Below are 25,452 nucleotides of genomic sequence, written 5' to 3' on the forward strand. Positions count from 1 at the left end.
GCGTTAGAATTGTCCTGAACAGCCGCCGGGCCATGGCAGGCGCACTTTTCCGGGAACGTTTCCAATGAGTATCAGCATCAATGACGTCGCGCGTGTAGCGGGGGTATCCAAGTCCACCGTGTCGCGGGTGCTCGGGGGCGGCCCGGTCAGCGAAGAGGTTCGCGGCCGGGTCGAGGTGGCGATCCGCCAGACCGGCTATCGGCCGAACCTGCAGGCAAGACGGCTGCGCTCCCGGCACACCGGCATCATCGGGTTGATCGTTGCGGATATCCGCAACCCGTTCTTCACTGCGCTTATCCGTGCGGTGGAGGAGGTCGCCTATCGCGAAGGCCTGCGCGTCACGCTCTGCAACACCGATGAAGACCCCGAGCGCGAGGCGCTGTATCTTCAGTTGATGCACGAGGAGCGCATCAGTGGACTGATCTTTGCGCCCACACGGACCACGGTGGGGCGGCTGGAACGGCTCGCGCTGGACTTCCCGACGGTACTGGTGGACCGCGCCGCGGCCAGCGGGTCGATCGACAGCGTGGTGCTGGACAATCCCGCGGCGATGGGCGCCCTGGTCGAGCATCTCGTCGAGCGTGGCTATCGCCGCATCGGCGGCCTGTTCGGCAGCACCAGCACCACGGCGGCCGAGCGCCGCGACGGCTATCTTGCTGCGATGCGCACGCACGGGTTGGAGCCGGATTACCGCGAAGTCGAGCCAACGGCCGAGGCCGCCATCGCAACGGTCGACCAATGGCTGGCCGGCCCTTCGCGTCCCGACGCGCTGGTCACCAGCAACAGCCTGCTGCTCATGGGTGCATTGAAGGCGGCGCGCAGCGCCGGTCTCGCCATCCCAGGAGAGCTGGCGCTGGCAGGGTTCGACAACGAGCGCTGGACCGAACTGGTCGAACCTGGCATTACCGTGGTCGAGCAGCCGGTTGAAGACATGGGGCGAGCTGCGATGTCGCTGTTGCTGGAACGCCTGCGCATGCCGGAGCTGCCCGTGCGCAGACTGGTGATGACGGGAAGGTGCGTCGTGAGAGGGTCGACGGCTGCGCGATAGTCCGGCGCCTGCTTGCGGCAGTCCATGAAGCAGCCGCCAGGTGTTGGCGGGTCATGCGTTGTCTGCTACAAGCCATCCGTACGCAGACACAGTGGAGGATCGCATTGTCAGAGCCATATTCAACACTGCTCCGCCTGCAGATATCCCACCACGATCTTTCCAGATGGCTGGCAGCGCCCGTGCCTTCAGCATCCCGTTGGTCCGACTGGCGACGTATCTCCGGGCAGTGGCGCATGGAAAACGGCCAATACGACGTATTCTGAAAGCCTCTACGATGCCATCGCGTTTCTTGGCTAGCTTGATCGGCTTTGACCTCTGCCGCGTGGCATCCATGAAAGCAACAGCCAGGGCCTCAACATGAAGGGACATCACCAACCCCAGGCGCGCCGCGTCATGTGTCGGCTCCTCGCACTTGGCCTCTGCGCGCTGGCTGGGTCCGCCGTGGCCGGAACAACGCAGCCGGCACGGACCTGGCTTGTCAGCGGCACGGAACTCATCACCCTCCTGCAGGGGAAAGGCGATGACGGGTTCTGCGACGGCGAACAGTGCCGGAGCCTGTCCAGCGCTCGCGCCAGCGGCTATATCCTGGGCGTCGCCGATGCCAGCCGCGGACAGTGGTGCGGGCAGGGCCAGATCCTTCCGCATGAACTGGTCGACCATGTGTCTTCCCATCTCCGGCAACTGCCCCGCGAGCGATTGCAGCAGGATGCGTCGCCACTGGTTGTCGAAGGGCTGCGGACGGCGTTTCCCTGTGGTCGCGGCACACCACGTGGCAACAGTGCCGAGCCCGGCAATGACCAATGAAGCACGCCGCGCCCGCTTGGCGACGGTGCGAACGTCCTACACCCTCGCGACACGGTGCATTCACGGCCGCCGACACCCGCGCTGTCCACACTGCATGCTCCTTCCACAGCACGAGGTGCCCCATGGCCACCTGTGATGTCTGCGGCAACAACTACGACAAGAGCTTCACCCTCCGGCAGGGCGGGCGCAGCGGCACGTTCGATTCGTTCGAATGCGCGATCCACGCATTCGCACCGCGCTGTGCACACTGCGATTGCGCTGTTATCGGGCATGGTGTTGAAGGAAACGGCCAGATCTTCTGCTGCGCACACTGCGCCGGTCATTCAGGTGTAAAGGGTTTAGCCGACCGGGCCTGAGTCGCCTTGAGCGCCATCCCGCTGCTGCCCAGAGACAAGCGAAGAAACCCGCGCGACCCGCGCTGCGCCTGAACCAGCAAGCAGCGCCAGTGCACGTCGCTTTTGCGCTGGTATCCCCGCCACGGCCTCCGACGCCAACACCACGTGGAATTCCCTGGCGTTGGCGTCCAACGCTGTAGCCAAGACGCACGAATCGGCCGTCATGCCACACAGGCAAAGGTGGCGCACTCCCAGTTTGGCCAGCAGAATCGGCAAAGGGCTGGCCAGAAAGGCCGAGTGCTTGGGCTTGAGCACGAAGTAGTGACCAGGCAACGGCGACAGAAGGCGGGCGATTCGCCCCGCCGGGCCACCGTCGCGCCGGCACTGTTCCACCTGCTGGCGGAAGTCGCGCTTCCACTCCGAGAAATTGTCATTGACATAGATGACCGGCCAACCGCGTTCATCGAAATGATCCCTCAGGCGCCGGATCTGCCGGGCCGCCCGCTCTGCCGCCGGCGCCAGCTTTTGAGCGCCTGGGAAGTCGAATCGGCTGAACATGTCGATGATCAGCAGGGCCGTCGACGGAACATTTCGCATGGGTCAATCACCTGTCTGCGCGTGTGGGGCCTCAACCGGCTTGGATTGCGGCGAGTCTTTCTGGCGCAGGAAAATCGTCAGCACCACCAGGGACAGCACGGCCAGGAATTCGCTCTGCCAGTTCTGCATGGATTCGAACCAGAATGTGCTGCTGGCGAGGTGCTCCACAAAGCCTGGCGGCGGCAATCCCTTCAACTGCTGTTCGGCCTCCTCGGCGCGCCAGCTTCCCACCGCATGCAGCGTAAAGCTGAACAGGAACAACAGCCCGAACGCAATCGCAAGCGAATGACCGTAAAGCGTCTTCCATGGACCGCCGCGCCTTGCCGGCCACGGCGCGGGCCCCGGCTCGACACGATTCTGTTCCTGCGCAGGATCCAGCGGCCGCGATTCGGCCGAGCCGCGCTGGCGCAGGCTGACCGTCAGAAGTACATACATCCCCATCTGCAGGAACTCGCTCTCCCAATTCTCGAACGTAGCGCTGACGAAGTGCCCGGTAGCCAGGTAGTGCCAGAAATCGATCGGCATGCGTCCGTGCTCGACCAGTTCCTGGTTGTGCACGTGATGCCCTGCAACTGCCTGCCCCACAATGAACACCAACGTGAGCGCAAGCAGCACCAGCGAGAGACCGTTGCGTTTCCACATGCAACACCTCGTTCAGGCTGCTCCAAAGACCGTCCATGAAGCTTGCGTGGGCAAAGGGCCTTGCCTCGTGATTGCTGTGCATCCGGAATGTGAGGCGGGCTCAACGCTTGCCTGTCGGGTCAGGATCCGGCCGCTCGTAGTCTTCAGGTACCGCCTTGGGGCCGTCCCCATCGTCGGGCATGTCGTGGTCCTTCCACCTGGCCTGGTCGTTGCGACGTTTGTCCGGCGTATGGGCCTTCGACTGATCGTCCACGTCTGTGGTTGGATTGAAAGGCAGCTTGTCGTTCATGGGCAGCTCCTGCGGCGAGAACCTGAAGCCTGCACCGGTCCGGGTTAACGCCACGACGCCGCGGAATGAACGCTGCGCACACCCGGATGTCACTGCAGCAGGAGGAGCGCCCTGCGATGCTGGTGTTCCGATCTTTCTGGAGCACCGCGATGCAGGCATTGACCTATCACGGCCGCAAGGATGTGCGCGTCGAGACCGTGCCGGACCCGGTACTGGCGGCCGAGGATGATCTGATCCTGAGGGTGACCGCCACCGCCATCTGTGGTTCGGACCTGCACCTGTACCGGGGCAAGATTCCTGACCTGCACGATGGCGATGTGCTGGGCCACGAATTCATGGGCGTGGTGGAAGAGGTCGGCAGCGGCGTGACCCAGGTGAAACCCGGTGATCGCGTGGTGATCCCGTTTGTGATTGCCTGTGGCGAGTGCTTCCACTGCCGGCTGGCCGAGTATGCCGCCTGCGAGACCACAAATCCGGGCAAGGGCGCCGCACTGAATCAGAAGGGCATACTGCCTCCGGCCGCATTGTTCGGCTACAGCCATCTGTATGGCGGCGTGGCCGGTGGGCAGGCCGAATTCGTGCGTGTACCGAAGGCGAATGTGGGTCCCTTGCGCATTCCGGAAGGCATTGCTGATGAGCAGGTGCTGTTCCTGTCTGACATTCTCCCCACCGGCTACCAGGCTGCGTTGAACGCAGGGGTCAAGGCAGGCTCGACGGTGGCCATCTTCGGTGCCGGGCCGGTGGGGCTGATGAGCGCAGCCTGCTGCCGGCTGCTGGGGGCCGAGACCATCTTCATGGTGGACCATCTTCGCTACCGCCTTGACTACGCGCGTCGCGCCTACGGGGTGACCCCCATCGACTTCAGGGAGATCGAGGACCCGGCCGATTACATCCTGACCCAGACCAGCAGGCGCGGCGCAGACGCCTGCATCGAGGCCGTAGGCTTCGAGGCCGAAGGCAGTGCGCTGGAGTCAGCGCTGACCGCCGTGAAACTGGAAGGCAGCAGCGGGGTGGCGATCAGGCAGTGCATCGCAGCGGCCCGCCGCGGCGGCGTGGTCAGCATCCCCGGTGTCTATGCCGGCTTCATCCACGGTTTCCTGCTGGGCGACGCGTTCGACAAGGGCTTGACGTTCAAGATGGGGCAGACCCATGTCCAGGGGCTGATGCCCGAGCTGCTGGACGCCATCATGGAAGGAAAGCTGGACCCGGGTGACATCATCTCGCACCGGATGCGCCTGGCCGATGCAGCGCAGGGCTATGCGATGTTTGATGCCAAGGATGACGACTGCCGCAAGATCGTTCTGACACCGTGAGCGTGGCGCCATGAGTGCGATTGTCGTGGGCTGTGTGTACGCACTGTGGTTGGTGGCCGGTTCGCTGGACTTCCATTTTCACCGCCGGACCGACCTTCCACACACCTCCGCGATGCGCGAAAGCCTGTTGCATGGGGTGCAGCTGCTTCTGATCGGCAGCGGCGTACTGGCGTGGCTGCTGCTGGAAAACACGTTGTCGCTCCTCACGTTTCTGGCACTTCTGGTCATCGCACACGCGGTCGCCGGATACTTCGATACCGTCAGCGCGGACGGCCGTCGACGCATCAGCCCGGCGGAACAACATGTGCACAGCGTGTTGGATGCCGCGCCGTGGGTCCTGCTGGGCTGGGTCGGCTGGCAGGTGCACCCCCGGTGGTCGCTCGACGTGAAATCTGCAGCACCAGACGTCTGGTGGTTCACCCTGTTGCCGGCACTGGGCCTGGTGGTGCTGCCATGGCTGTGGGAACTGCGGCAGTGCGTGCGTGCACGAGAGCAACTTACGCAGACGGGTCCGTGAGGATCACGGTACCGGGCATTCATGTGCCCGCCACGCGGTCAAGACAGGCATGTGACTGCCTGCCGCCTACGTTCATGGCGTATCTCCAATGCAGGTCTGCCACCCATGCAGGATGTGACGTCATCCTCTTCGCTGTTCAATCGCGCACGCCAGGTGCTGGTACAGCAACCGGCATTGCCTTTGCCCGGGGGCGGCCAGACGCTGCAGCGTTGGCAGGCGCTGGCAGCCTGCGGGGCAGAGGATCTCTGCCTGGCCAAGGTACTGGAGGCCCACTATGACGCCCAAGCGATTGCTGCCGAGTTGAGGGTGCCCATCCATGCTGAAGACACGTTGCTGGCGGTGTGGGCTGCAGAGGGTCCGGCCAACACCGTTCGCATCGATGCCGGCGGTGGACTGTACGGTGACAAGCCCTGGTGTTCCGGCAGCGCATGGGTGGATTCGGCACTGGTAACGGTTCGCAACGCGCAGGGCGTGTGGCTATGCCAGGTGGCGGCGGAACACTGGCACACACTTGCAGGCGAGCCATGGCCCGCCGTGGGCATGGCCGCAATCCCGTCCACCACGGTGCGCTTTGACGGCGCACCGATGGTGATCCTGGGGACGCGCGATGACTACCTTCAGCGCCCGGGCTTCTGGCATGGCGGGGCAGGCATCGCGGCGGTCTGGTTTGGCGCAGCGGCCGCATTGGCCGAGCGCATGCGACCGGCCTGCACCGAGGGGAATCGCGCGCGGCTGCTGGGTGAAGTGGACCTCGCCCTGGGCCCGGCTGCCGCGCTGCTTCGCGAACTGGCGGCGCGCATCGACGCCGCGCCCGAACTGACCCATCGCGAAGATGTGGTGCGCCTGCGCTGTGTGGTCGAGCGTGCGGCAACGCGTGTGCTGGACCTGGCGGGTCGCGCGCTGGGCCCGGGCCCGATGTGCCTGGAGGCCTCCCATGCCCGGCGCTGCGCGGACCTGACCGTGTTCCTTCGCCAGAGCCACGCCGATCGCGATTGGGAATGGCTGGGCGAGCAGCGTGCCACACAGGAGGCGACATGGGCGCTGTAGCCAGGACACCCCTGCAAGGGGAAGGAACCCAGGAGCAGGCCTGGCTGCACTGCGATTGGCTCTGGCAGCAACCGACCATACCGGCAACCGCACTCTGCAGCGGGCATGACCGCATGGTGGTGGTCGCGCCGCATCCGGATGACGAAATACTCGGCTGTGGCGGGCTGCTGCATCACGCTGTGGGGCAGGGTATCGACGTCAGTGTCGTTGCGGTGACCGACGGTGAAGCATGCTATCCGGGCGAGCCGTGGTGGACGCCCGAACGCCTGCGATCAACGCGCCGAGCGGAGCTTGCCGCGGCATTGGGCGAACTCGGTATTCCGGTCGGCTCCATCTTCCACCTGGGTATCGCCGACGGCGCGGTCAGCGCGCACGAGCAGGGGCTGGAAGGCTGGCTGCAGCAGTATCTGCAACCGCGCGATCTGGTCCTGGCGCCATGGCGGTTTGATGGCCACCCCGATCACGAAGCCGCAGGGCGCGCTGCCTGCCGCGCCGCGCGGGCGGCCGGTTGCCACCGGCTGGAGTACCCGGTGTGGGGCTGGCACTGGCTTGACCCTGCCTGCGCACATATGGCGTGGGAGGTTCCGAAGCTGATCGACATTTCAGCGGTGGCGTCCGCAAAACGAAACGCGATCGCGCATTTCCGGACGCAGACGGGTGACGTGGCGGGCCTGAACAGCCCGCCGGTGCTGCCCGCACATGTACTCGCCCGATTCTTCCGAAACTACGAGGTGTTTCTGGCATGAGCGCCCAACCGTACTTTGATGACCTGCATGAGCAGGAGGACCCGTTCGGCTACCGCAGCCGGTGGTATGAAGAGCGCAAGCGTGCGCTGCTGCTGGCAAGCCTCAGCCAGCGCCAGTTCGCTCGCGGCTGGGAACTGGGGTGTTCCAACGGCGTACTGACCGAGGCGCTGGCGGCACGTTGCGAACGCCTGCTTGCAACCGACATCAGTCCACGTGCGGCGTTCCAGGCGCGCCGCAACCTGGCCCATCTGCCGCACGTGCAGGTCCATTGCGCCAGCCATCCCGAGCAATGGCCGCCAGGACGCTTCGACCTGATCGTCTGCGGCGAAATGGGCTACTACCTGGGGGCAGGCGCACTGCGCGAACTGCGCGGTGGCATCGATGAAGCACTTCGCGATGACGGCCTGCTGGTCGCCTGCCATTGGTTGCCCTCGTTCCCGGGACGCGCGAGCCGGACCGAGGTGGTGCATCGATGCCTGGGGGAAGGCCTGCAGGAAGCCTTCCACTACCGCGATGCGGACTTCGTGCTTCAGGGATGGACACGGGGCCCCTTGTCATTGGCCCGGAACGAGGGCTTGCGGTGATAGGCGTCCTGATACCCGCCCACAATGAGGCGGACAGTATCGCGCGGTGCCTGCAATCCATCCGGGTGGCGGCCCTGCACCCAGGCCTCGGCGGCGAAGCAGTGGAGGTAATGGTCGCGCTGGACGCTTGTACGGATGCAACGGGCACCATCTGCCACCGATACCGGGTCGGGAGCGTACAGCTGGATGCACGCTGCGTCGGTGTCGCCCGGGCCGCAGCCGCTGCTGAACTGCTGGGGCGGGGCGCCAGGTGGCTGGCAAGCACGGACGCTGACAGTGAGGTGCCTCCCGAGTGGCTGGCCGCACAGGTTCAGAGCAGTTGTGACGCTTTCTGCGGACTGGTGGACATAGCGACGACCTGCCAGAGTGAACGGCGCCTGCGCAGGGCATTCCAGGCAAGGCAGCAGTGGGGCGACCATCATGGGCGCATCCACGGTGCCAACCTCGGCGTCTCTGCCTGTTCCTATCGGGCCGTTGGCGGCTTTGCTCCCCTGCACTGTAGTGAAGACGTGGCGCTTGTCAGAGCGCTGCAACGCCGCGGTGCGGTGGTGCGATGGGCCGGCGCTCCCGTGGTGATGACCAGTGCGCGTCTGCAGGGGCGCGCTACAGGCGGATTCTCCGCTTATCTGGCGGCGCTGGGTGGCGAGCGCTCTGGCGCGGAAGCACCCGCCCTGATCACCTGAGGGTCAGCCACTCCGTCACGCAAGGGCCCCGTGTTATCGGGGCGTGCGGTTTAGGAAAGCGTTGGGACAGGGCAGGCCACGAAGGCCCTCATCCCTGCCTACTCCGAGATCCGCAGCGTGGCGCGCAGCAACTGGGATGGGCTCTCCCGTGGTGGCGCGCTGCGCCAGCTGAGCCTGGTGGTGGCCCCGTACCTGGGGTGACGGTTGTATGGAGTCAATGCGCGGGCGGCTGCGCGCAGGTATCGCCCAGCACGCGCCGGACCGTGTCCTGCAATTGACTCACATGGAACGGTTTGGCCACGAAGGCTGCGCGCCGGTGGCGCTGCGGCACCAGCTGGTCGTAGACCGCAGAGACAAACAGGTAGGGGATGCCGAGTTCTGCCAGGCGATCAGCGACGGGAAAGACCACACCGTCGCGAAGTTCGACATCGAGCACGGCGCCGTCGAACCGCTGGGTGTCCAGCAGCCCGAGAGCGTCGAACACGCTGTAGGCATGCGTCACCTGATCGCCGACGTCCTCAAGGGCGTGCTCCATGAGTGCGGCCAGGTCGAGTTGGTCTTCCACCAGCAGCAGGTTGCATCTGCGCTGGCCGGTTGCGGATTGCATGCGTGCATGCCTGTGTTGTCCTGGGAACACCAGTTTCTGCTGTGCTGCATCAAGATCCTGCGTGTGCATTGTCAGTCCGGCGCGAAGCTCTGCGCGCGTGGCCAACCTCGTGGAGGAGGCGTGGAAGGCGTTATGGATTTCGTTGACGGCTTCTTGGCATGCACTGTGGATACTGCCGCCGACCCCTTATCGGAGTTTCTGTCATGCCTCAATCCGGAACCGAAGCGGCCTCTCCTGGCGTGCTGCGTATCGAGTGCATGCCGCTCGATTGTGGCGGCGCCGCCATTGTCGTGGAACTGGACCGTACGCCTGATCGGACATGGATGAAGTCGCTGAAGCGAGCGCTGCTGGCCGACGACGCCCTGGACGGTGCACAGGCCAAGTTTGATGGGCGCTTTGTCTATGTCGTGGGCGTGGACGGCGGCGCGCATCGTGCTGAACATCGGGTCATGCAGGCCGTGATGGCGGCAGAGGGCGCGGGCGCCTCGAACGCCAGGCGCCAGCGCCCTGCAGTCAACGTAGGCGTATCCAGCGCCTTGGCGAACTGAGAGCGCCCGGGTCCAGCAAGGGGACGCGGATGTTGTTATCGCCGCATCAGCGCTGCGTGCAGCGCCGAGCTTCGGCGGATCACAGCGGCCGACAAGGCGGTGATTGCCAGCGCTCCACCATGGTCTCCGGAGGCATGTTGCCCCGCACCGGAGATCGAGATGGCAGACCAGAACACCGCCCGAAGCGAGCGCCTGCTGAAGTGGCTGCAGGACGCCTACGCCATGGAACAGGAAGCGGAGACCATGATGAAGGCCATGGCTTCGCGGATCGAGAACTATCCCCAGCTTGCCGCACGCGTCAGCCAGCACGTCCAGGAGACGCAAGGGCAGGCAGCTTCCCTGCGCGAGTGCATTGAGGCGCTTGGGGGAAGCGTGCCCACCGCAAAGGGGCTGTTCGCGAGCATGACTGCCGCCCTCCACGCGGCGGGCACCAGTCTGATGGAGGACGAGGTGGTCAAGAGCGTAGGCCTCTCGTTCGGCTTCGAGAATACCGAGATCGCCACGTACCGGGCGCTGGTGATCGCTGCCGAGCGCGCCGGCGCGCCCGACATTGCGGCCGTGTGTGGCCAGATCCTGCAGGAAGAGGTTGCCATGGCGCGTTGGCTGGAGGACCACCAGGACGGACTGGTCGGAGCGTTCCTCAACCGTGACGAAACGCCTGGCGCCCAGGCCAAGCGTTGACCCCGAAGCCAGCCCACGCCAGCCACCGGAGAAACCCTCATGTTCTTTCATCACAAGAAGCTGATGTACACCGTACGCGTGCGCGAATCCAACCCGCAGCTCGCCAGTCTCATGCTTGAACAGTTCGGCGGCCCACAGGGCGAGTTGGCCGCCGCGATGCGCTACTTCACCCAGGGACTTGGCGAATGCGACCCCGGGCGCAAGGACCTGTTGATGGACATCGCCACCGAGGAGATCAGCCATCTGGAGATCATCGGCACCATCATCGCCATGCTCAACCGCGGGCCCAAGGCGATCCAGTCCGAAGGGCTTGCCGAGGCCGAGGACATGCGCCTGCTGGGCCAGAACAGCACCAGCCACACCGAACAGATCCTGTACGGTGGCGGCCCCGCGCTGGTCAATTCCAGCGGGGTGCCGTGGACAGCCGCCTACATCGACTCGATCGGCGACCCCACCGCCGACCTGCGCTCGAACATCGCGGCCGAAGCGCGCGCCAAGCTGGTGTATGAGCGCTTGATCAACGTCACCGACGACCCCGGCATCAAGGATGCGCTGCGCTTCCTGATGACGCGCGAGATCGCGCACATGAAGTCATTCGAGAAGGCGCTGCACAGCATCCAGCCCAACTTCCCGCCGGGCAAGCTGCCGGGGGACCCTGCATTCACCGATCTGTACATGGACATGTCGCAGGGCGACGGCGCCGACGACCTGCAGGGCAGCTGGAACAGCGGCGAGCTCTGGGAGCGGGTCAGCGACCGCGAGGCACAGGCCGCTGTGGATGGTGGCGACGGCGGCGGCACGGTGGACCTGGACCCACGCGAACAAGCGGCAGTACAGGCCATGACCCTGCGCACGCTCTCCGACCCGGAAGCGCGGCCGACCACCGGGGCCGAGCTGGGGGCCGGCCCGGGCGCAGGCGCACTGGACCTGCCACCACGCGAGCCGTGAAAGAACCCGGTGCGCCCGTGCGGCGCCCCGGTTGCAACGCCCCTGGGCAGCGTGGGGCATACGAAAGTGGGCGGACATCACGCCGCCCACGAAGGGATGCATCGGGTTTCAGCGCCGATCAGCGCTGCTGGCCACCGCGGTTGTTGCCGCCGCGTTGCTGCTGTTGCTGCCCGCCTCCCTGGTTACCACCGCCACGGCTGTTCTGGCCGCCTTCGCGGCCGATGTCAGCCATGTGCTGGCGGTCCTGGCTCACCGCTTCGCCACCCTTGCGGCCGGCTTCGCGTGCTTCTTCCGAGCTGAATTCATGGGCGTTGCCTGACTCGTGCGCGGCACGTCCACCCTTGGCGGCGATCTCGCGCTGCTTGTCCTCGTCCATCGAAGCGAAACCGCGGTTGCTGGTGCCCTGGTTCTGGTTCTGGTTGGCCATGGAAAGTCTCCTTGGGTTCAGCCGCCTCATTGGCGGCAGCGACCATCTTCCAGATCCGGCGCTAGACGGCGGTGGCACGACTGCCAACGTCGCGTCATCCCGAAGGCGCTGATTCCTCATCCGGCCTCCACGAACATTCGTGCGTGCGCACAGTGGCAGGCACACGTTCAGCGGCCCAACCGCGCGTCAACGCGATGCGGAAGGTACACGCCACAGTTCGACGCAGCCTCCACACCGGTCTCACCGCGCGTACGATCGGTGTGGCTAAGGTAGAGCGGTCTGCAACAACCGGTGGTGCCATGCCCTTTAGAGCGATTGCCTATGTAAGTGAAGCCTCCCGCAACCTGACGGAACAGCGGCTGCAGGAACTTGTGGCAGAGGCGGTGCAGTTCAATGAGTCCGCCGATGTCACCGGCACATTGCTGTTCGACGGCTCGCGCTTCCTGCAGTATCTGGAGGGCCCGGAGGCCGGGATCAATGCGGCTTACGCGCGCATTCTCGCGGCCGGCAGCCACAGTGGGATCGTCGAACTGAACCGGGGCAGGGTGGGGCGCCGGCAGTTTCCGCACTGGCGGATGCGCAGCGTGCGGGTGGATGAGCTCGCGCTGGGGAAGATCGCCATATCCGACTGGACCGGCTTCGTGCGCAGCGCGTCGGCGCTGGAATCGGGCACCAGCGCCCTGGATCGACTACTGTCGGTTTCGCAATCGCAGACGGAAGCAGGCGCGGGCGGCATCATGGAACCAGACGGGCAGCTGGCACGATGATGTCGTCAGCCGCCCCGGTGGTGCCTGAGCTGCTACGCGTCGGCTGTGCGGGGTGGTCGCTGTCGCGGTCGGATCAGGAGGCGTTCGGCGCGGGCGACAGCGTACTGCAGCGCTATGCCACACGCCTGCCGATGGTGGAGGTCAATTCTTCCTTCTACCGACCGCACCAGCCCAGGACTTACGCGCGGTGGGCGGCGAGCGTTCCGGAGGGCTTCCGGTTCGCGGTGAAACTCCCGCGCGAGATCAGCCATGAGCGTCGGCTGCGTGATGCAATGCAACCGCTCGAGCGGTTCCTTGAAGGCGTGCTGGAACTGGGTGGAAAGCTCGGTCCGTTGCTGCTGCAGTTGCCGCCCAGCCTGGTGTACGACACGGTCACGGCCGAAGCCTTCCTGCGGGGCCTGCGCGCGCGCACGCAGGCCGAAGTAGCGTGCGAGCCGCGCCATCCGAGTTGGTTTACGGCGGACGTGGATGCGCTGCTGAGCGCGCATGGCGTTGCACGGGTTGCCGCAGATCCAGCACGTGTGCCGGCGGCAGCGATTCCCGGCGGTGATCGCACGTGGAGCTACTGGCGCTGGCACGGCCAGCCGCAGATCTATCGCAGTGCCTACGACGAGCCGACCCTTGCCCACCTTGCGCGGCAGCTGCTGGCCGAGGCCGACGCGCAACGACCCGCCTGGTTCGTACTGGACAATACCGCGCTGGGTCACGCCACCGGCAATGCCCTGCACCTGCAGGCGCTGCTGCAGGAGAACGAACATGCCTGAAGGCCCTTCGATCGTCCTGCTGCGCGAAGCAGCGAGCCATTTCAAGGGGCACGTGGTCCGCACCGTCTCCGGGAACAGCCGCATCGACCTGTCGCCGCTGCAGGGCCGAAGGGTCAAGGCGGTCCGCAGTTGGGGCAAGCACTTCCTGCTGGAATTCAGCCATCACACGCTGCGCATCCATCTGATGATGTTCGGCAGCTGGCGCATCGACGAGCGGAAGCCAGCCCCGGCGCGGGTATCGCTGGTGTTCGACAACGGTGAGCTGAACTTCTATGCGTGTTCCGTGCGCCTGATCGACCAGCCTCTGGACGACATCTACGATTGGCGGGCGGACGTGATGAACGATGCCTGGGATCCGAAGCTGGCCAGGCGCAAGCTGAAAACCATGCCGGACGTCCTTGCCTGCGATGCGCTTCTGGACCAGACGGTCTTCGCCGGCGTCGGCAACATCATCAAGAACGAGGTGCTGTTCCGGATAGGCGTGCATCCCGCCACCCGATTGGGCGACCTGCCGCCACGCAGGCTTACCGCGCTGATCGAGCAGGCCCGCGCCTACAGCTTCGATTTCCTGGAATGGAAGCGCTGCTTTGAGCTGAAGAAGCATTGGCAGGTGCACACGAAGAAGGTCTGTCCCGTGTGCGGTGGCCCGATCAGCAAGCTCTACATGGGGACCACGCGGCGACGCACGTTCTTCTGCCCCAATGATCAAGTGCTGTACGGGCCCTGAGGCTACCGTCCGTGGCAGCCGGGTTCCGGGGCGCGTCGATCAGGCGGCCTGCGCTGCCTTGGCGTTGCCGCCGCCCTTGGCCAGCAGGGTGAGCTTTTCGTCGGTGGCTTTCTCTTCCTCAAGCGTCTCGAGCAGCAACGGCAGGGCGTCCTTGTAGCCCAGTTGTTTGGCCAGCGCGGCGATGGTGCCGTAGGACGCAATCTCGTAATGCTCGACCTTCTGTGCGCCACCGATCAGGGCGGCATCGCGCACAGGGCCCTTGTCGATGCTGTCGATCACTTCCTTGCCTTCCTCCACCAGGCCCTCCATCGCCGCGCACTTGATGCGCTTCAGGCGAATGCCCAGGATCTCCACAACCTGGTCGATGCGCTCGATCTGGCCCTGGGTTTCTTCCAGGTGCGTTTCAAACGCCGTGGCCAGGTCCGGGTTCTCGGCCGCACGGGCCAGGCGCGGGAGGGCCTTGGTCAGCTGCTTCTCGGCGCTGTAGATGTCCGAGAGTTCGTGGATGAACAGGTCTTCCGCCGTCTTGATAGCCATACTGGGCTCCGCTGTGAATGGAGCACTCAGAGTAGGTCCCGCCCGGTTGCGATCAGGCGGGGGCCAGGTGAAGGCGGCATGTGGAGGTCCACGCGAACCGTGCGCGTGCCCTTCACGATGCGGGATCCGCCACTGCGGGTTGGCGCCGGTGCCGCCAAGCCTTCGCCATGGCTTCACAATGGCATCGCCTGGTGCCCATGCACCGGCCGGTACGGTCACTTCACGCCCGATCACGCGTGGAGACTCCCATGAGCGACGACAAGAAGAACACCGGACGCCCGGACCGGGATCGCATCAACGTCAACGAAGATTACGAGCTGCAGTACTGGACCACGGCGCTGGGCGTGTCCGCCGAGGAACTTCGTGCCGCTGTGGCGGCGGTCGGCCCCACAGCCGTTGCTGTCCGCAAGCATCTGGGAAAATAGCGCGGAGTTGCCCATGTCCCTGGTCGAGTACCGCCGCAAGCGCAGTTTTGACAAGACCAAGGAGCCCGAGCCGGGCAAGGCGCTACCGAAAGGGCAACGCGCCATTTTCGTGGTGCAGCTGCACCACGCCAGCCGCAGGCACTACGACTTCCGCCTGCAGGTGGGTGACGCGCTGAAGAGCTGGGCCGTGCCCAAGGGGCCCAGTTACGACCCGAAGGTCAAGCGCATGGCGGTGGAGGTGGAAGATCATCCTGTCGACTATGCGACCTTCGAAGGCGAAATCCCCAAAGGCCAGTACGGCGGCGGCCATGTCGCCCAGTTCGACCACGGTGTGTGGGCTACGCAGGGCGACCCGGAAGCCCAGCTCGCCAAGGGCCATCTACGATTCGAGCTGTTCGGCGCCAAGCTCAAGGGTGGATGGCATCTGGTCCGTTCAGGCAAGCCAGCGCGCCAGCCACAGTGGCTGCTGTTCAAGGACGACGATGAATTTGCGAGCGACATCGAGGCAGACGATCTGCTGGCGGATGTTGCTGTAGCGCCCCCGGTGGACCTGAAGCGTGCCGGGGCCGGAAAGACCGCGAAGAAGAAACTCACGGTCGTACCCGCCACACGCGCCCGACGAAAGAACTGGGCGAAGAAGGCCCTGGCGCTCAGCAAGGCAAGAAAGGCCGCAGCGCCGTCCGGGCCGTTTGAGCCACAGTTGGCCAAGCTGGGCGAAGCGCCGCCCCAGGGCGGGCAGTGGGTGCATGAGATCAAATGGGATGGGTACCGCATCCTTGCTACGGTGGCTGAGGGCAACGTGCAGCTGTGGTCGCGGAACGCACTGGAATGGACCGGCAAGCTCCCTGAAATACGTGACGCGATCACAGCACTGGGCCTCACCTCGGCGGCACTGGACGGTGAGCTCATCGCCGGCGCCGGCACCAGGGAGGACTTCAACCTGCTGCAGGCCACGCTCTCCGGCGAGCGGCAGGGCGTCCTGACGTATGCATTGTTCGATCTGCTGCACCTTGATGGCGTGGACGTCGCCGATGCGCCCTTGCTGGAACGCAAGGCCCTGCTGCAATCCGTGCTGGAAGGGCAGGGCAGGCCATTGGCGTTCAGTTCGCATGTACAGGGGGATGGCGACGAGGCCTATCGCCTGGCCGGTGAGCAGCACTTCGAAGGCATCATTTCCAAGCGCGCCGAGCGCAGCTACCACAGTGGCCGCAGTGAGGATTGGCGCAAGACCAAACAGCTGGCCAGCGACGAGTTTGCGGTGGTCGGATACACCACGCCGAAAGGCAGCCGCACCGGGTTCGGCTCGCTGCTGCTGGCGCGGCCAGACCCGAAACATGGCTGGCTCTACGTCGGCCGCGTCGGATCCGGGTTCTCGGACGAACTGATCGGCGAAGTCAGCAAGCGCATCGAAGGCGGCGGCAGCCGCAAGCCGACGGCGTACGTGCCCACCCAGGACACCGACCTGCGCGCCGCGACCTGGTTCCCGCCGCGTTTCGTGGTGGAGGTCTTCTATCGCGGGATTGGCGGGCAGAAGCTGTTGCGCCAGGCGTCACTGAAGGCGGTACGGGCGGACAAGGACATCGCCGATCTCGCAGATTCCGATCGCGCCGGGCCGGTCACGATCTCTGGTGGGAAGTCCGCAACGGCGCGTCCTGCGCGCGATGCGAAAACGTCACCCGCTACCGACCGCACACCGCCCGCGCTGTCGTCTCCCGGCAAGATCCTGTTTCCTGGCGATGGCTACACCAAGCAGGAGGTATGGGACTACTACGCGGCAGTGATGGAGCATCTCCTGCCCGAGGTGGTTGATCGTCCGCTGTCGATCATCCGATGTCCCAGTGGCACCGCAAAACCCTGCTTCTTCCAAAAACACCATACAGCCGGGCTGGAGTTGGTCGACGCAGTAAAGCTCAAGGAAGAAAGCGGTATAAACGCCCATTACCTGGTGGTGCGGGACGCAGCCAGCCTGCTTGAACTGGTGCAGTTCAACGCGTTGGAGTTCCACCCCTGGGGCAGCCACGCCGAAGCGCCCGACAAGGCCGACCGCGTGGTGTTCGACCTGGATCCAGGACCGGACGTACCCTTTGCCGAGGTCAAGAAAGCGGCAACCGACATCCGGAAACTGCTGGCGCAGCTGGAGCTGGAATCGTTCCTGCGTGTATCCGGTGGCAAGGGCCTGCACGTGGTCGTGCCGCTCAATCCGGGATGCGACTGGGACCTGACCAGGCGCTTTGCGAAGGGTTTCGCCGATGCGCTGGCGCAATCCGAGCCCCAGCGATTCCTGGCAACGGCCACCAAAAGCCTCCGCAACAAGCGGATCTTCGTGGACTATCTGCGCAATGGGCGCGGTGCGACGGCGGTTGCGTCCTACTCGCTGCGGGCCAGGCCGGGGGCACCGGTAGCACTGCCGATCGCCTGGGGCGATCTGACGAAACTCAAGCGCGCAGACGCGTTCACGATCAAGGACGTGCCAGCAAAGCTGAAACGGCAGCGCAAAGACCCTTGGGCCGGTATCGGGAAAGTGAAACAGAATCTTGCGCGATGGGCGCAGGCAGACCCGTAGCCCGCGCCTACGCTTCGGGCGCCTGCACGCTACCGGGCAATACATGATCGCATTCGACCAGCCGCGCGTTGCTGACCGTCTGGCGCGACGGACAAGCACCGCACACCAGCGTCGTTCCACCGGGTACCGCCCCCAACGCGTCCCCCGACAACTGCGTAATCCCGCCGCAGGTGTTGCAGCGCACGCGAATGGACCTGACGCGCTCAATACCCTGCACGCCGGAAGCGGCGTCCAGCTCCAGAACATGGAAAAGGCCGGTATTGGGCATGGGGTGCTCCCGAGTCATCTGCCCCAAGCGTAAACGATCCATGGCATTGGGCGGGGAGGCGTCCTGCATGCCGTTTGTCGGCTGGGTCCCAACTGATTCACAAAATGCACAGGATGGGAACAACTGCGGGGCGCAGGTGGCCTATCCTAGCGGCACGGAATCTGGGGGGATTCACTACAGGAGCAGTCAATGCCGATCAGGGCAGTCGCATACGTCAGCGAAGCGGGCCCCGCCGTTGCCGGTGACCCGTTGGGCCTGCGCAGCGGGAAGCTGGACGATCTGGTCGATGATGCCGCCCGCTTCAACCGAAATGCCGGCGTTACCGGAGTTCTGCTGTTCGATGGCGCCCGCTTCCTGCAGTACATGGAGGGACCCGAGGACGGCTTGAGCGTGGCGTACTCGCGAGTGGTGGGTGCTTCCAGCCACGCAGGGCTCATCGAGTTGCAGCGGGGCAGGGTGGGCAACCGGCGACTCCCGTTCTGGCCGATGCGTTGGCTGCCGACGCAACCCGAGCAGTTGAAAATTCTTGCCTGCGCGGACTGGTCGGGGTTCGCCCAGCACAGCGGTGACGAAGCGCCAACCGAGACGGCGATGGATGTCCTGGCCAGGTTGGTGGAACCCTATGCCGTGGCGGCGTGATCCACCGGCCTAGCGACCTCCATGGCGCTCGGCCCACGGAATTTCGCCGCTGCACACATGGAGGTGCCCGGTGCGCATCACGCAATACAGCCGCGCCTCCGGCTCCGCGCTGGCAGCGATATAGTCCAGTGCCTCGGCGAGCATGCGGATGAACTGCGGCTCGGGGTAGAACGCTGCCCAGGTCGGCAGCAATTCCTCCAGTTGCGCGGTCATCAGATCGATTTCCAAGTGCGTGCTCACTGCCTGATCCTCCTTCCAGGCACGTTAGCGACCACGCTGCAAGCAAGGAGTTGCGGTTCGCAGAGGCGACACAGGCGTGTTGCCCACGCAACGCTCACCTGGCCTTGACCATGGCGTTGATCGTGGCAGCGCGTGAGCATCATCTGCACGACCACGCCACCGTCGTTTCACCCGGCAAGGCGTATCAGAGAGGCCTCCCAGCTGAAGCTGCAAGGATCTCTTTCATGTCCGAACCGTTCCCGCGCGCCAGCTTATGGTCAGCTGACACCGAGTCGCACAGCTTCCGCCCCCTTGCCGGCACGACGCGCGCGGACGTGCTGGTGGTGGGCGCCGGCATGACCGGCCTGCTGACAGCGGCCCGCCTGGCCGATAGCGGCCTGGATGTGCTGGTGGTTGATGCGGGGCCCATCGGCGGGCGCAATACGGTGATGTCCACCGGCAATCTTTACGCGCCCGTCTCCCGGCTGGCCGATCTGATCTCCCGTTGGGGCGGCGACACGGCCAGCCGTGTCGTGCAGTGGCGGCAGCAGGCGCTGCGGTCCATCGAAACACTGGTTCATCGCTACCATCTGCGCTGTGGCTTCCAACGCGTGGGCATGCAGTACGGCGTGCAGGAGCGAACCCGCGAGGTCACCGCGCAGTTCGAGCGTGAGCTGCAGGCCTATCAGCGCGTCGGCCTGCAGTGCGAACACCGGCAGTCCGGACTGCCGTTCGCATTGGGCCACGCCTTCCGCGTTCCCGATCAGGCGCAGTTGGATCCTGCGGCGTTCTGCAGGCAACTGGCACGTCATCTGGCAGGTCGCGTGCGCATCCACGACTGGACCCGGATCAACCGCATCGAGGCATCCGCCGGCGTTGCGACAGCCGATGGCGCCCGCATACAGGCCAGGCAGTTCGTGCTGGCTACGCATTCGCCCGCAGGCTTCAACCTGGTGCAGGCCGAGATGGAGGTGTACCGCGAGTACGGGGTGGCGGTGCCGGTTGCCAACCTACCTGCGGCAGGCATTCACTGGATCGCCGACCGGCACCGCTCATTGCGCGGGGTGCACGGCGCTGATGGCCGCGACTGGCTTGTGCTGGTTGGCGAAACACACCGCACCGGCGAAACGCCAGCGGAGGATCCGGCCCAGCATCTGCTAGCCGACGCGCGCCGCAACTTCAACGTGCAGGGCGAGCCGCTGTGCTGGTCGGCCCAGCAATTCCGGCCCGCCGACCAGCTGCCCTACATCGGCAGCAGCGCGCACGATAATGTGTGGGTCGCTACCGGCTATGGGCCGGACGGTTTGACCTGGGCAGGCGTGGCCGCGCGCGCGATCACCGAGGGAATCATGGGCACGGCCAGCGAGATCGAGCAGCTGCTCAGCCCCATGCGTTTCACGCCGGTGCGCTCGGCATCGGGCTGGGCCCGCACCAACGCCACGGTGGCGCGGCACATGGTGGGAGATCGCCTTGCCACGGCGCCGTCGCACTCACCCAGTGAGCTCGCCCGTGGTTGCGGCGCACTGCTGGACGTGGACGGAAAGCGCACCGCGGTCTACCGCGACGAGTGCGGGCGCCTGCACATGATGTCGGCGCTCTGCCCGCACCTGAAGTGCGTTGTCCAATGGAATGGCCATGAGCGCACCTGGGACTGCCCCTGCCACGGCAGCCGCTTTTCCGCCACCGGAGCGCTGCTGGAAGGCCCTGCCAGGCAGGGCCTCACACCAGAACAGCTGTAGGCGCAGGCATCCACCTCAGGCTTCGGCGGCTGCATCCGCATCGCAGGGCATGCAGCGCTCCTTCTTGGACTTGATGTCTGCAGCGGTCTTCGCCAGTGCCTCGTAACGCTGGCGTATCTCTTCAAGATGGGCCGGCTCCATCGACTCCAGGTTCAACAACTCCTGGTTGGCGTCCTTGCTCACCCGGATCAGTTCATCCAGCTTGATGTGCAGCGCAGCGGTATCGGCGTTCTGCGTATGCTGGATCAGGAACACCATCAGGAAGGTCACGATAGTGGTTCCTGTATTCACCACCAGCTGCCACGTGTCATTGAAGTGGAAGGCCGGCCCGCTGGCAGCCCAGGTGATGATCACCCCCAGCGCTGCGACGAATGCCCCCAGGCTGCCAGACAATCGCGCCGTCGCCGCCGCGACACGGGCGAAACCGCGCCGGATCACTGGTCACCTCCCGCGGCCTCCTCATCCGTGTGGCGGTCCGGCAGTTTGACCCGCTCCCCGAGGCGCTTGGCCTGCTCGTCCGGCGTGGGCGCAGCGACGAAGGGGGAGATCGGGTCACTGGCGGGGAAGGTTTCCTGCAGCGCTTCGTCATGATTGCGGCGGTTGTGCAGCGTCGCCTGCAGCGGACTGACAGGATCGGGGCGCTGCGCCTCCGTGTCCGGATGGGGAAGGTCTTTCTGGTCGCGTTGCATGGTGCATCTCCAGGTTGATCACCACCTCGCAGGTGGCGGGCCCAGCATAGGAATGCACTGTGAGCGGCCTCATCAAGGGCGGGGCAACGTGGCGTCAATCCTTCAGGCAACGCGCGTTAACAATCAGCGTGGCGGCGCGGTCTGCGTCGGCCATGGCGTTCTGATGCGGCACGTGGTTGCGCACCCCCTCACGCCATTCACCCCGCAACAGCGAGAATGGCCTACCGGGCGCACCATGCGCGAGCCGCCCACCGATTGCAGGAATGCTGAGATGTCCAACACCCCCTATGGCGAGTCGTCATGTGCTGCCGCAGCCAGCGGCTGCATCGAAGTCCGTGGTGCGCGCGAGCACAACCTGAAGAATGTCGATGTCTCCATTCCGCGCAATGCACTGGTGGTGTTCTCCGGCGTGTCGGGATCCGGCAAGTCCTCGTTGGCCTTCGGCACGGTTTTCGCCGAGGCGCAGCGGCGCTACTTCGAATCCGTCGCACCCTATGCGCGCCGCCTGATCGACCAGGCGGGCGTGCCCGATGTGGATGCCATCGACGGGCTGCCCCCGGCGGTCGCCCTGCAGCAGCAGCGCGGCGCCAGCAATGCGCGCTCCTCGGTGGGCAGCGTGACCACGCTGTCCAGCCTGGTGCGCATGATGTTTTCGCGGGCGGGAGCCTACCCGGCCCACCAGCCCATGCTGTACGCCGAAGACTTCTCGCCCAACACCCCACAGGGCGCCTGCAGCACCTGCCATGGCCTGGGGTATGTCTACGAAGTGACTGAAGCACTGATGGTTCCGGACCCGTCGCTGAGCATCCGCGAGCGCGCCATCGCGTCCTGGCCACCGGCATGGCATGGCCAGAACCTGCGCGACATCCTGGTCACGTTGGGCTACGACATCGATGTGCCGTGGAAGAAACTGCCGAAGAAGGACCGTGAGTGGATCCTGTTCACCGAGGAGACGCCCACCGTGCCGGTCTATGCCGGCTTCACGCCGGCCGAGACCCGTACCGCACTCAAGCGCAAGCAGGAGCCCAGCTACATGGGCACCTATACCGGCGCGCGCCGTTACGTGCTGCACACCTTTGCCAACACCCAGAGCGCCTTGATGCGCAAGCGTGTTTCGCGCTACATGGAAGGCAAGCTGTGCCCCGCCTGCCACGGAAAGCGCCTGAAGCCGGAGGCGCTTTCGGTCACCTTTGCCGGTGTGGATATCGGCGAGTTCATGCGGCTGCCATTGGACCAGCTGGCGGCGTTGCTCGAGCCCATCGCGCGGGGCGACTTCAGTGCACACAGCCACGGCGCGCGTTCCAGCAGGCGTGCAACGCCCCGCGATCGCGCCAAGCGGGCAGCAAGTGGCCGCGCGACCCACGAAGGCGCACCCGACGTGCGCCTGACCTCAGCCTTGTCTGAGGAAAAGCGCCTGGCGGCACAACGCCTGGCGGGCGGGGTCATGGCGCGTGTACGGCAACTGCGCGAGCTCGGCCTGGGCTATCTATCACTTGATCGCGCCACGCCCACGCTGTCGGCCGGCGAACTGCAGCGCCTGCGGCTGGCCACGCAGCTCAGCTCGTTGCTGTTTGGCGTGCTGTACGTGCTCGACGAACCCTCGGCCGGCCTGCATCCGGCCGACAGCCAGGCGCTGTACGACGCACTGGAACGGCTGCGCGACGGCGGTAACTCGGTGTTCGTTGTTGAACATGATCTGGAGCTGATGCGCCGCGCGCAGTGGCTGGTCGATGTGGGCCCGCAGGCAGGGGAGCATGGCGGACGCGTTCTCTACAGTGGCGAGCCCGATGGCCTGCGCGACGTTCAGGATTCGCGCACGGCGCAGTACCTGTTCGACCAGGTGCCTGCGCCCGCCAGCCGGCAGCGCAGTGTCATCAGCTGGCTGGAGCTGAAGGGTATCCATCGCCATAACCTGCAGGGGGTGGACGCGCAGGTGCCGCTGGGGCTTCTGACCGCAGTGACCGGTGTTTCCGGATCGGGCAAGTCCAGCCTGATGGCACAAGCGCTGCCCGAGCTGATACTGCTGCACCTGGGGCATGAGCCGGTGGACGACAGCGCCGACAGCACGGCCGCGGATGGGCCGACCGTGATCGAAGCCACGCGGGGCCAGCTGGCCGGCGACGTGGACGCCATCCAACGCGTGGTGCAGGTAGACCAGAAGCCCATCGGCCGCACGCCACGATCCAATCTGGCCACCTACACCGGCCTGTTCGATCACGTGCGCAAGCTCTTCGCCGCGACACCCGACGCGCGCCGCCGCCGATTCGACGCGGGCCGCTTTTCGTTCAACGTGGCCAAGGGCCGATGCGAAACCTGCGAAGGCGAGGGCTTCGTCAGCGTCGAACTTCTGTTCATGCCGAGCGTCTATGCGCCGTGCCCCACCTGCCATGGCGCCCGCTACAACGAGGCCACCCTGAAGGTGCTGTGGAATGGTCGCACCATCGCCGAGGTCCTGCAGATGACGGTGGACCAGGCGCAGGCGTTCTTCGCCGAAGAAGACGCCATTGCCCGCCCGCTGCAGTTGCTGCAGGAAATCGGTCTGGGCTACCTGCGGCTGGGCCAGCCGGCCACCGAGCTTTCAGGCGGTGAGGCACAGCGCATCAAGCTGGCGACCGAGCTGCAGCGCAGCCAGCGCGGACGCACGCTGTATGTGCTGGATGAGCCCACCACCGGCCTTCATGCATCGGACGCGGACAGGTTGCTGGCGCAGCTGCAACGGCTGGTGGAGGCTGGCAACACCGTGGTGATGATCGAGCACGATATGCGTTCTGTCGCACAGGCGGACTGGGTGATTGATGTCGGGCCAAGTGCAGGCGGCGCGGGTGGCACCATCGTGGCGAAGGGCACGCCGCAACAGGTGGCCCGCGCCAAGGGAAGCAGGACTGCGCCGTTCCTTGCGCGCGAGCTGGGGCAGGCCAGCTGACGCCATCTCATCTGGGGCTGGACGCATTCTGTTGTACTGTGGGAGTACTCGCAGCGCCCATCAGCGAGAGGATGGTCAGGTGAACGCTTCCATGCTCCCAAGAATCGTCGGCTTCGATGTCCCGTTGTTGCATGAGCGTGTAGACGCATCCACCGACGAAGCCATCACCGCGCTGCTGGATCTGGCGCCGGGCGCTCGCTGGACAGAGATGTTCCTCATCAAGTGCAGGGCACTGGCGTCCCAGCTCCAGCTGGCGGATGTTCGCATTGAAGGCGCCAGGATCTACTTCTACGGATCCATCAGCGATTCTCGTGGACTTGCCGACGCGGTGATGTCCATTGTCCACGTACTGAATGATGAGTTGATGCGCGAGCGGAATCACGCAGCCAGCCGCGCCTAGGCGCAGCCAAGCAGGGACCAGCACCGATCGGCAATCTCCGCTGCGCCAGGATGGCCGCGCAGGCTCGATCGCTTCGCAAGCCTGCCCTGCAGATCGTCGATCCATGCCGACCGGGTGCCATGCGGATCTCTCACATAGATATCGCAGGCAAGCCGGATAACGGGCGCCACTTCATATCGGAAGCTCATCGCGGGCAGGGCGCCCAGGTTGAACGCGATTTTCCAGTGGGCCAGCTCGCGCTCGACGTCGACAACGTGCTTGCTTCTTCCATGGATCATGGCGTTACCCCTTTTCGAAACTCCACTGTACACGCTTGTTGCTGCGGGCCTGTTCATGACCCTTGTTCATATGGGACGCGTCCCCGTACGTTCCCGTAACGGCGACACGCCCACAGTCAATCGGCAGCAGACTTGCTGCGGCGGAGAATCGAAATGAACAGCGTCCCCGAACAGAACAGGAATGACCGCTCCAACGCGTCCGCTGAAGCAGAACAGCCTGCACAGCAGGGGCAGGGCGAGGGGGGCGAACCCGGCGGAGAGGAGCCCGGCAAGCAAGGACAGCAACAGCAGCAGGACAACAAGGATCGCGAGAGCCCGAAGCCAGCGGATGAAAAGAAGGGCGGTCTCGGCGGCGATACCCGCCGCTGAGGAACAGGAGGAGCCGCGCGCCGCGCGGCTGCTTCCGCAGCAGACAGGGAGCGTGCATGTCCGCACAAAGCCAGGCGATCAGCCTGATGACCAAGATCATGTACCAGTGTCGCCCGGAGAAAATCACAACAATGGCGCAATGCCGTTGCTGCCACGCGCCCAGCCCTGGCGGGATGGAGTGCGCACGGTGCCTGACCGGCAGGCTCGGCGATACGATTCACAATCGTGGTGCAGCGTTCGGCTGGCTGGAATCGTTCCGCAGGGTCCAGCAGGACGAAGCACACGTATTCGAATGCGCAAAGCGCACCGATGCGGCATCTCCCTAGGCG

Annotated in this window: 34 protein-coding genes; 23 read left to right on the forward strand and 11 right to left on the reverse strand. The window is 65.2% G+C overall.

Features of this window, described 5'->3' with window-relative positions; genetic code table 11:
- The first annotated feature begins 64 nt into the window (after window positions 1-64).
- From N5D20_RS04290 to N5D20_RS04300, 3 genes are all read left to right on the forward strand, one after another.
- Entirely contained in the window at window positions 65-1,048 is a 984-nt protein-coding gene (locus N5D20_RS04290) for a LacI family DNA-binding transcriptional regulator (protein WP_019337699.1), read from the forward strand.
- Between the two features lie 357 nt (window positions 1,049-1,405).
- The gene (locus N5D20_RS04295; RefSeq protein WP_224329367.1) at window positions 1,406-1,852 is read left to right on the forward strand and encodes a Rap1a/Tai family immunity protein; all 447 of its coding nucleotides are present in this window, start codon (window positions 1,406-1,408) and stop codon (window positions 1,850-1,852) included.
- 122 nt (window positions 1,853-1,974) lie between these two features.
- Entirely contained in the window at window positions 1,975-2,208 is a 234-nt protein-coding gene (locus N5D20_RS04300) for a hypothetical protein (protein WP_100050556.1), read from the forward strand.
- Here the strand turns inward: N5D20_RS04300 and N5D20_RS04305 are convergent.
- From N5D20_RS04305 to N5D20_RS04315, 3 genes are all read right to left on the reverse strand, one after another.
- Complete coding sequence (locus N5D20_RS04305) at window positions 2,191-2,784, reverse strand: cysteine hydrolase (RefSeq protein ID WP_197577900.1); 594 nt, start codon at window positions 2,782-2,784, stop codon at window positions 2,191-2,193. The two genes, N5D20_RS04300 and N5D20_RS04305, sit on opposite strands and share 18 nt — an antisense overlap.
- Before the next feature lie 3 nt (window positions 2,785-2,787).
- Complete coding sequence (locus N5D20_RS04310; RefSeq protein WP_227199394.1) at window positions 2,788-3,426, reverse strand: DUF6766 family protein; 639 nt, start codon at window positions 3,424-3,426, stop codon at window positions 2,788-2,790.
- Window positions 3,427-3,526: 100 nt separating this feature from the next.
- A complete protein-coding gene (locus tag N5D20_RS04315) occupies window positions 3,527-3,715 on the reverse strand; it encodes a hypothetical protein (protein ID WP_019337695.1) in 189 nt (62 codons plus the stop codon).
- Between the two features lie 149 nt (window positions 3,716-3,864).
- Here N5D20_RS04315 and N5D20_RS04320 point away from each other — a divergent pair, with 149 nt between their 5' ends.
- The 6 genes from N5D20_RS04320 to N5D20_RS04345 all read left to right on the forward strand — a co-directional run bounded on the left by N5D20_RS04320 (window position 3,865) and on the right by N5D20_RS04345 (window position 8,605).
- Entirely contained in the window at window positions 3,865-5,028 is a 1,164-nt protein-coding gene (locus N5D20_RS04320; RefSeq protein ID WP_197577963.1) for a zinc-dependent alcohol dehydrogenase, read from the forward strand.
- A 10-nt stretch (window positions 5,029-5,038) separates the two neighbouring features.
- Complete coding sequence (locus tag N5D20_RS04325) at window positions 5,039-5,545, forward strand: hypothetical protein (protein WP_197577898.1); 507 nt, start codon at window positions 5,039-5,041, stop codon at window positions 5,543-5,545.
- Between the two features lie 105 nt (window positions 5,546-5,650).
- On the forward strand, window positions 5,651-6,592 hold the full coding sequence (locus tag N5D20_RS04330; protein WP_049409759.1) for a hypothetical protein: 942 nt from the start codon (window positions 5,651-5,653) through the stop codon (window positions 6,590-6,592).
- Entirely contained in the window at window positions 6,580-7,338 is a 759-nt protein-coding gene (locus tag N5D20_RS04335; RefSeq protein ID WP_043395815.1) for a PIG-L family deacetylase, read from the forward strand. Before N5D20_RS04330 ends, N5D20_RS04335 begins: the two co-directional genes overlap by 13 nt.
- Window positions 7,335-7,922 (forward strand): SAM-dependent methyltransferase, encoded by a 588-nt coding sequence (locus N5D20_RS04340; protein WP_019337690.1) that lies wholly within the window; start codon window positions 7,335-7,337, stop codon window positions 7,920-7,922. Before N5D20_RS04335 ends, N5D20_RS04340 begins: the two co-directional genes overlap by 4 nt.
- Window positions 7,919-8,605, forward strand: coding sequence for a glycosyltransferase (locus N5D20_RS04345; protein WP_043395812.1), 687 nt, complete (start codon window positions 7,919-7,921; stop codon window positions 8,603-8,605). Before N5D20_RS04340 ends, N5D20_RS04345 begins: the two co-directional genes overlap by 4 nt.
- Window positions 8,606-8,819: 214 nt before the next feature.
- On the opposite strand, the gene N5D20_RS04350 is transcribed toward N5D20_RS04345, so the two are convergent.
- Complete coding sequence (locus N5D20_RS04350) at window positions 8,820-9,212, reverse strand: response regulator (protein WP_019337688.1); 393 nt, start codon at window positions 9,210-9,212, stop codon at window positions 8,820-8,822.
- A gap of 203 nt (window positions 9,213-9,415) precedes the next feature.
- Between N5D20_RS04350 and N5D20_RS04355 the strand changes: the two genes are divergently transcribed.
- The 3 genes from N5D20_RS04355 to N5D20_RS04365 all read left to right on the forward strand — a co-directional run bounded on the left by N5D20_RS04355 (window position 9,416) and on the right by N5D20_RS04365 (window position 11,389).
- The gene (locus N5D20_RS04355) at window positions 9,416-9,760 is read left to right on the forward strand and encodes a hypothetical protein (RefSeq protein WP_099560605.1); all 345 of its coding nucleotides are present in this window, start codon (window positions 9,416-9,418) and stop codon (window positions 9,758-9,760) included.
- 159 nt (window positions 9,761-9,919) lie between these two features.
- Window positions 9,920-10,441, forward strand: a complete 522-nt coding sequence (locus N5D20_RS04360) for a ferritin-like domain-containing protein (protein ID WP_019337686.1) — start codon at window positions 9,920-9,922, stop codon at window positions 10,439-10,441.
- Between the two features lie 39 nt (window positions 10,442-10,480).
- Entirely contained in the window at window positions 10,481-11,389 is a 909-nt protein-coding gene (locus N5D20_RS04365) for a manganese catalase family protein (protein WP_019337685.1), read from the forward strand.
- A gap of 118 nt (window positions 11,390-11,507) precedes the next feature.
- Here N5D20_RS04365 and N5D20_RS04370 read toward each other — a convergent pair whose 3' ends face one another.
- Window positions 11,508-11,816 (reverse strand): KGG domain-containing protein, encoded by a 309-nt coding sequence (locus N5D20_RS04370; protein ID WP_019337684.1) that lies wholly within the window; start codon window positions 11,814-11,816, stop codon window positions 11,508-11,510.
- Window positions 11,817-12,115: 299 nt separating this feature from the next.
- Between N5D20_RS04370 and N5D20_RS04375 the strand changes: the two genes are divergently transcribed.
- The 3 genes from N5D20_RS04375 to N5D20_RS04385 are packed head-to-tail and all read left to right on the forward strand — an operon-like array spanning window position 12,116 to window position 14,074.
- A complete protein-coding gene (locus N5D20_RS04375; RefSeq protein WP_043395806.1) occupies window positions 12,116-12,583 on the forward strand; it encodes a BLUF domain-containing protein in 468 nt (155 codons plus the stop codon).
- Window positions 12,580-13,347, forward strand: a complete 768-nt coding sequence (locus N5D20_RS04380) for a DUF72 domain-containing protein (RefSeq protein WP_049409769.1) — start codon at window positions 12,580-12,582, stop codon at window positions 13,345-13,347. Before N5D20_RS04375 ends, N5D20_RS04380 begins: the two co-directional genes overlap by 4 nt.
- The gene (locus N5D20_RS04385) at window positions 13,340-14,074 is read left to right on the forward strand and encodes a DNA-formamidopyrimidine glycosylase family protein (RefSeq protein WP_049481219.1); all 735 of its coding nucleotides are present in this window, start codon (window positions 13,340-13,342) and stop codon (window positions 14,072-14,074) included. The genes N5D20_RS04380 and N5D20_RS04385 overlap by 8 nt, the downstream gene beginning before the upstream one ends.
- A gap of 39 nt (window positions 14,075-14,113) precedes the next feature.
- Here the strand turns inward: N5D20_RS04385 and N5D20_RS04390 are convergent, their stop codons facing one another.
- A complete protein-coding gene (locus N5D20_RS04390; RefSeq protein ID WP_019659711.1) occupies window positions 14,114-14,611 on the reverse strand; it encodes a DUF892 family protein in 498 nt (165 codons plus the stop codon).
- Between the two features lie 248 nt (window positions 14,612-14,859).
- Here N5D20_RS04390 and N5D20_RS04395 point away from each other — a divergent pair, with 248 nt between their 5' ends.
- Both N5D20_RS04395 and ligD read left to right on the forward strand, forming a co-directional pair.
- Window positions 14,860-15,036: a DUF3606 domain-containing protein gene (locus tag N5D20_RS04395; RefSeq protein WP_019336566.1), complete on the forward strand. Its 177-nt coding sequence runs from the start codon at window positions 14,860-14,862 to the stop codon at window positions 15,034-15,036.
- A gap of 13 nt (window positions 15,037-15,049) precedes the next feature.
- Entirely contained in the window at window positions 15,050-17,599 is a 2,550-nt protein-coding gene (gene ligD / locus N5D20_RS04400; RefSeq protein ID WP_049455231.1) for a DNA ligase D, read from the forward strand.
- 7 nt (window positions 17,600-17,606) lie between these two features.
- Here ligD and N5D20_RS04405 read toward each other — a convergent pair whose 3' ends face one another.
- Window positions 17,607-17,867, reverse strand: coding sequence for a hypothetical protein (locus N5D20_RS04405; protein WP_227199396.1), 261 nt, complete (start codon window positions 17,865-17,867; stop codon window positions 17,607-17,609).
- 189 nt (window positions 17,868-18,056) lie between these two features.
- Here N5D20_RS04405 and N5D20_RS04410 point away from each other — a divergent pair, with 189 nt between their 5' ends.
- Window positions 18,057-18,506 carry a BLUF domain-containing protein gene (locus N5D20_RS04410; RefSeq protein ID WP_043395790.1) on the forward strand — a complete coding sequence of 150 codons (450 nt, stop codon included), beginning with the start codon at window positions 18,057-18,059 and terminating at the stop codon, window positions 18,504-18,506.
- A gap of 9 nt (window positions 18,507-18,515) precedes the next feature.
- Here the strand turns inward: N5D20_RS04410 and N5D20_RS04415 are convergent, their stop codons facing one another.
- Window positions 18,516-18,746, reverse strand: coding sequence for a hypothetical protein (locus tag N5D20_RS04415; protein WP_197578908.1), 231 nt, complete (start codon window positions 18,744-18,746; stop codon window positions 18,516-18,518).
- Window positions 18,747-18,970: 224 nt separating this feature from the next.
- Between N5D20_RS04415 and N5D20_RS04420 the strand changes: the two genes are divergently transcribed.
- Window positions 18,971-20,464 carry an FAD-dependent oxidoreductase gene (locus N5D20_RS04420; protein WP_197578907.1) on the forward strand — a complete coding sequence of 498 codons (1,494 nt, stop codon included), beginning with the start codon at window positions 18,971-18,973 and terminating at the stop codon, window positions 20,462-20,464.
- 15 nt (window positions 20,465-20,479) lie between these two features.
- On the opposite strand, the gene N5D20_RS04425 is transcribed toward N5D20_RS04420, so the two are convergent.
- Window positions 20,480-20,902 carry a low affinity iron permease family protein gene (locus N5D20_RS04425; protein WP_019336571.1) on the reverse strand — a complete coding sequence of 141 codons (423 nt, stop codon included), beginning with the start codon at window positions 20,900-20,902 and terminating at the stop codon, window positions 20,480-20,482.
- On the reverse strand, window positions 20,899-21,153 hold the full coding sequence (locus tag N5D20_RS04430) for a hypothetical protein (protein ID WP_043395782.1): 255 nt from the start codon (window positions 21,151-21,153) through the stop codon (window positions 20,899-20,901). Before N5D20_RS04430 ends, N5D20_RS04425 begins: the two co-directional genes overlap by 4 nt.
- A gap of 271 nt (window positions 21,154-21,424) precedes the next feature.
- On the opposite strand from N5D20_RS04430, the gene N5D20_RS04435 reads away from it, so the two are divergent.
- On the forward strand, window positions 21,425-24,076 hold the full coding sequence (locus N5D20_RS04435; protein ID WP_197578906.1) for an excinuclease ABC subunit UvrA: 2,652 nt from the start codon (window positions 21,425-21,427) through the stop codon (window positions 24,074-24,076).
- 79 nt (window positions 24,077-24,155) lie between these two features.
- On the forward strand, window positions 24,156-24,476 hold the full coding sequence (locus N5D20_RS04440; protein WP_019336574.1) for a hypothetical protein: 321 nt from the start codon (window positions 24,156-24,158) through the stop codon (window positions 24,474-24,476).
- On the opposite strand, the gene N5D20_RS04445 is transcribed toward N5D20_RS04440, so the two are convergent.
- Entirely contained in the window at window positions 24,473-24,754 is a 282-nt protein-coding gene (locus N5D20_RS04445) for a hypothetical protein (RefSeq protein WP_010485730.1), read from the reverse strand. The genes N5D20_RS04440 and N5D20_RS04445 overlap by 4 nt on opposite strands.
- 153 nt (window positions 24,755-24,907) lie before the next feature.
- Between N5D20_RS04445 and N5D20_RS04450 the strand changes: the two genes are divergently transcribed.
- Window positions 24,908-25,123: a hypothetical protein gene (locus N5D20_RS04450; protein ID WP_044570206.1), complete on the forward strand. Its 216-nt coding sequence runs from the start codon at window positions 24,908-24,910 to the stop codon at window positions 25,121-25,123.
- A 56-nt stretch (window positions 25,124-25,179) separates the two neighbouring features.
- On the forward strand, window positions 25,180-25,449 hold the full coding sequence (locus N5D20_RS04455) for a hypothetical protein (protein WP_100051410.1): 270 nt from the start codon (window positions 25,180-25,182) through the stop codon (window positions 25,447-25,449).
- The last annotated feature ends 3 nt before the right edge of the window (window positions 25,450-25,452 follow it).

It is taken from the genome of Stenotrophomonas sp. GD03877 (assembly GCF_029840555.1).
Taxonomy (GTDB): domain Bacteria; phylum Pseudomonadota; class Gammaproteobacteria; order Xanthomonadales; family Xanthomonadaceae; genus Stenotrophomonas; species Stenotrophomonas geniculata.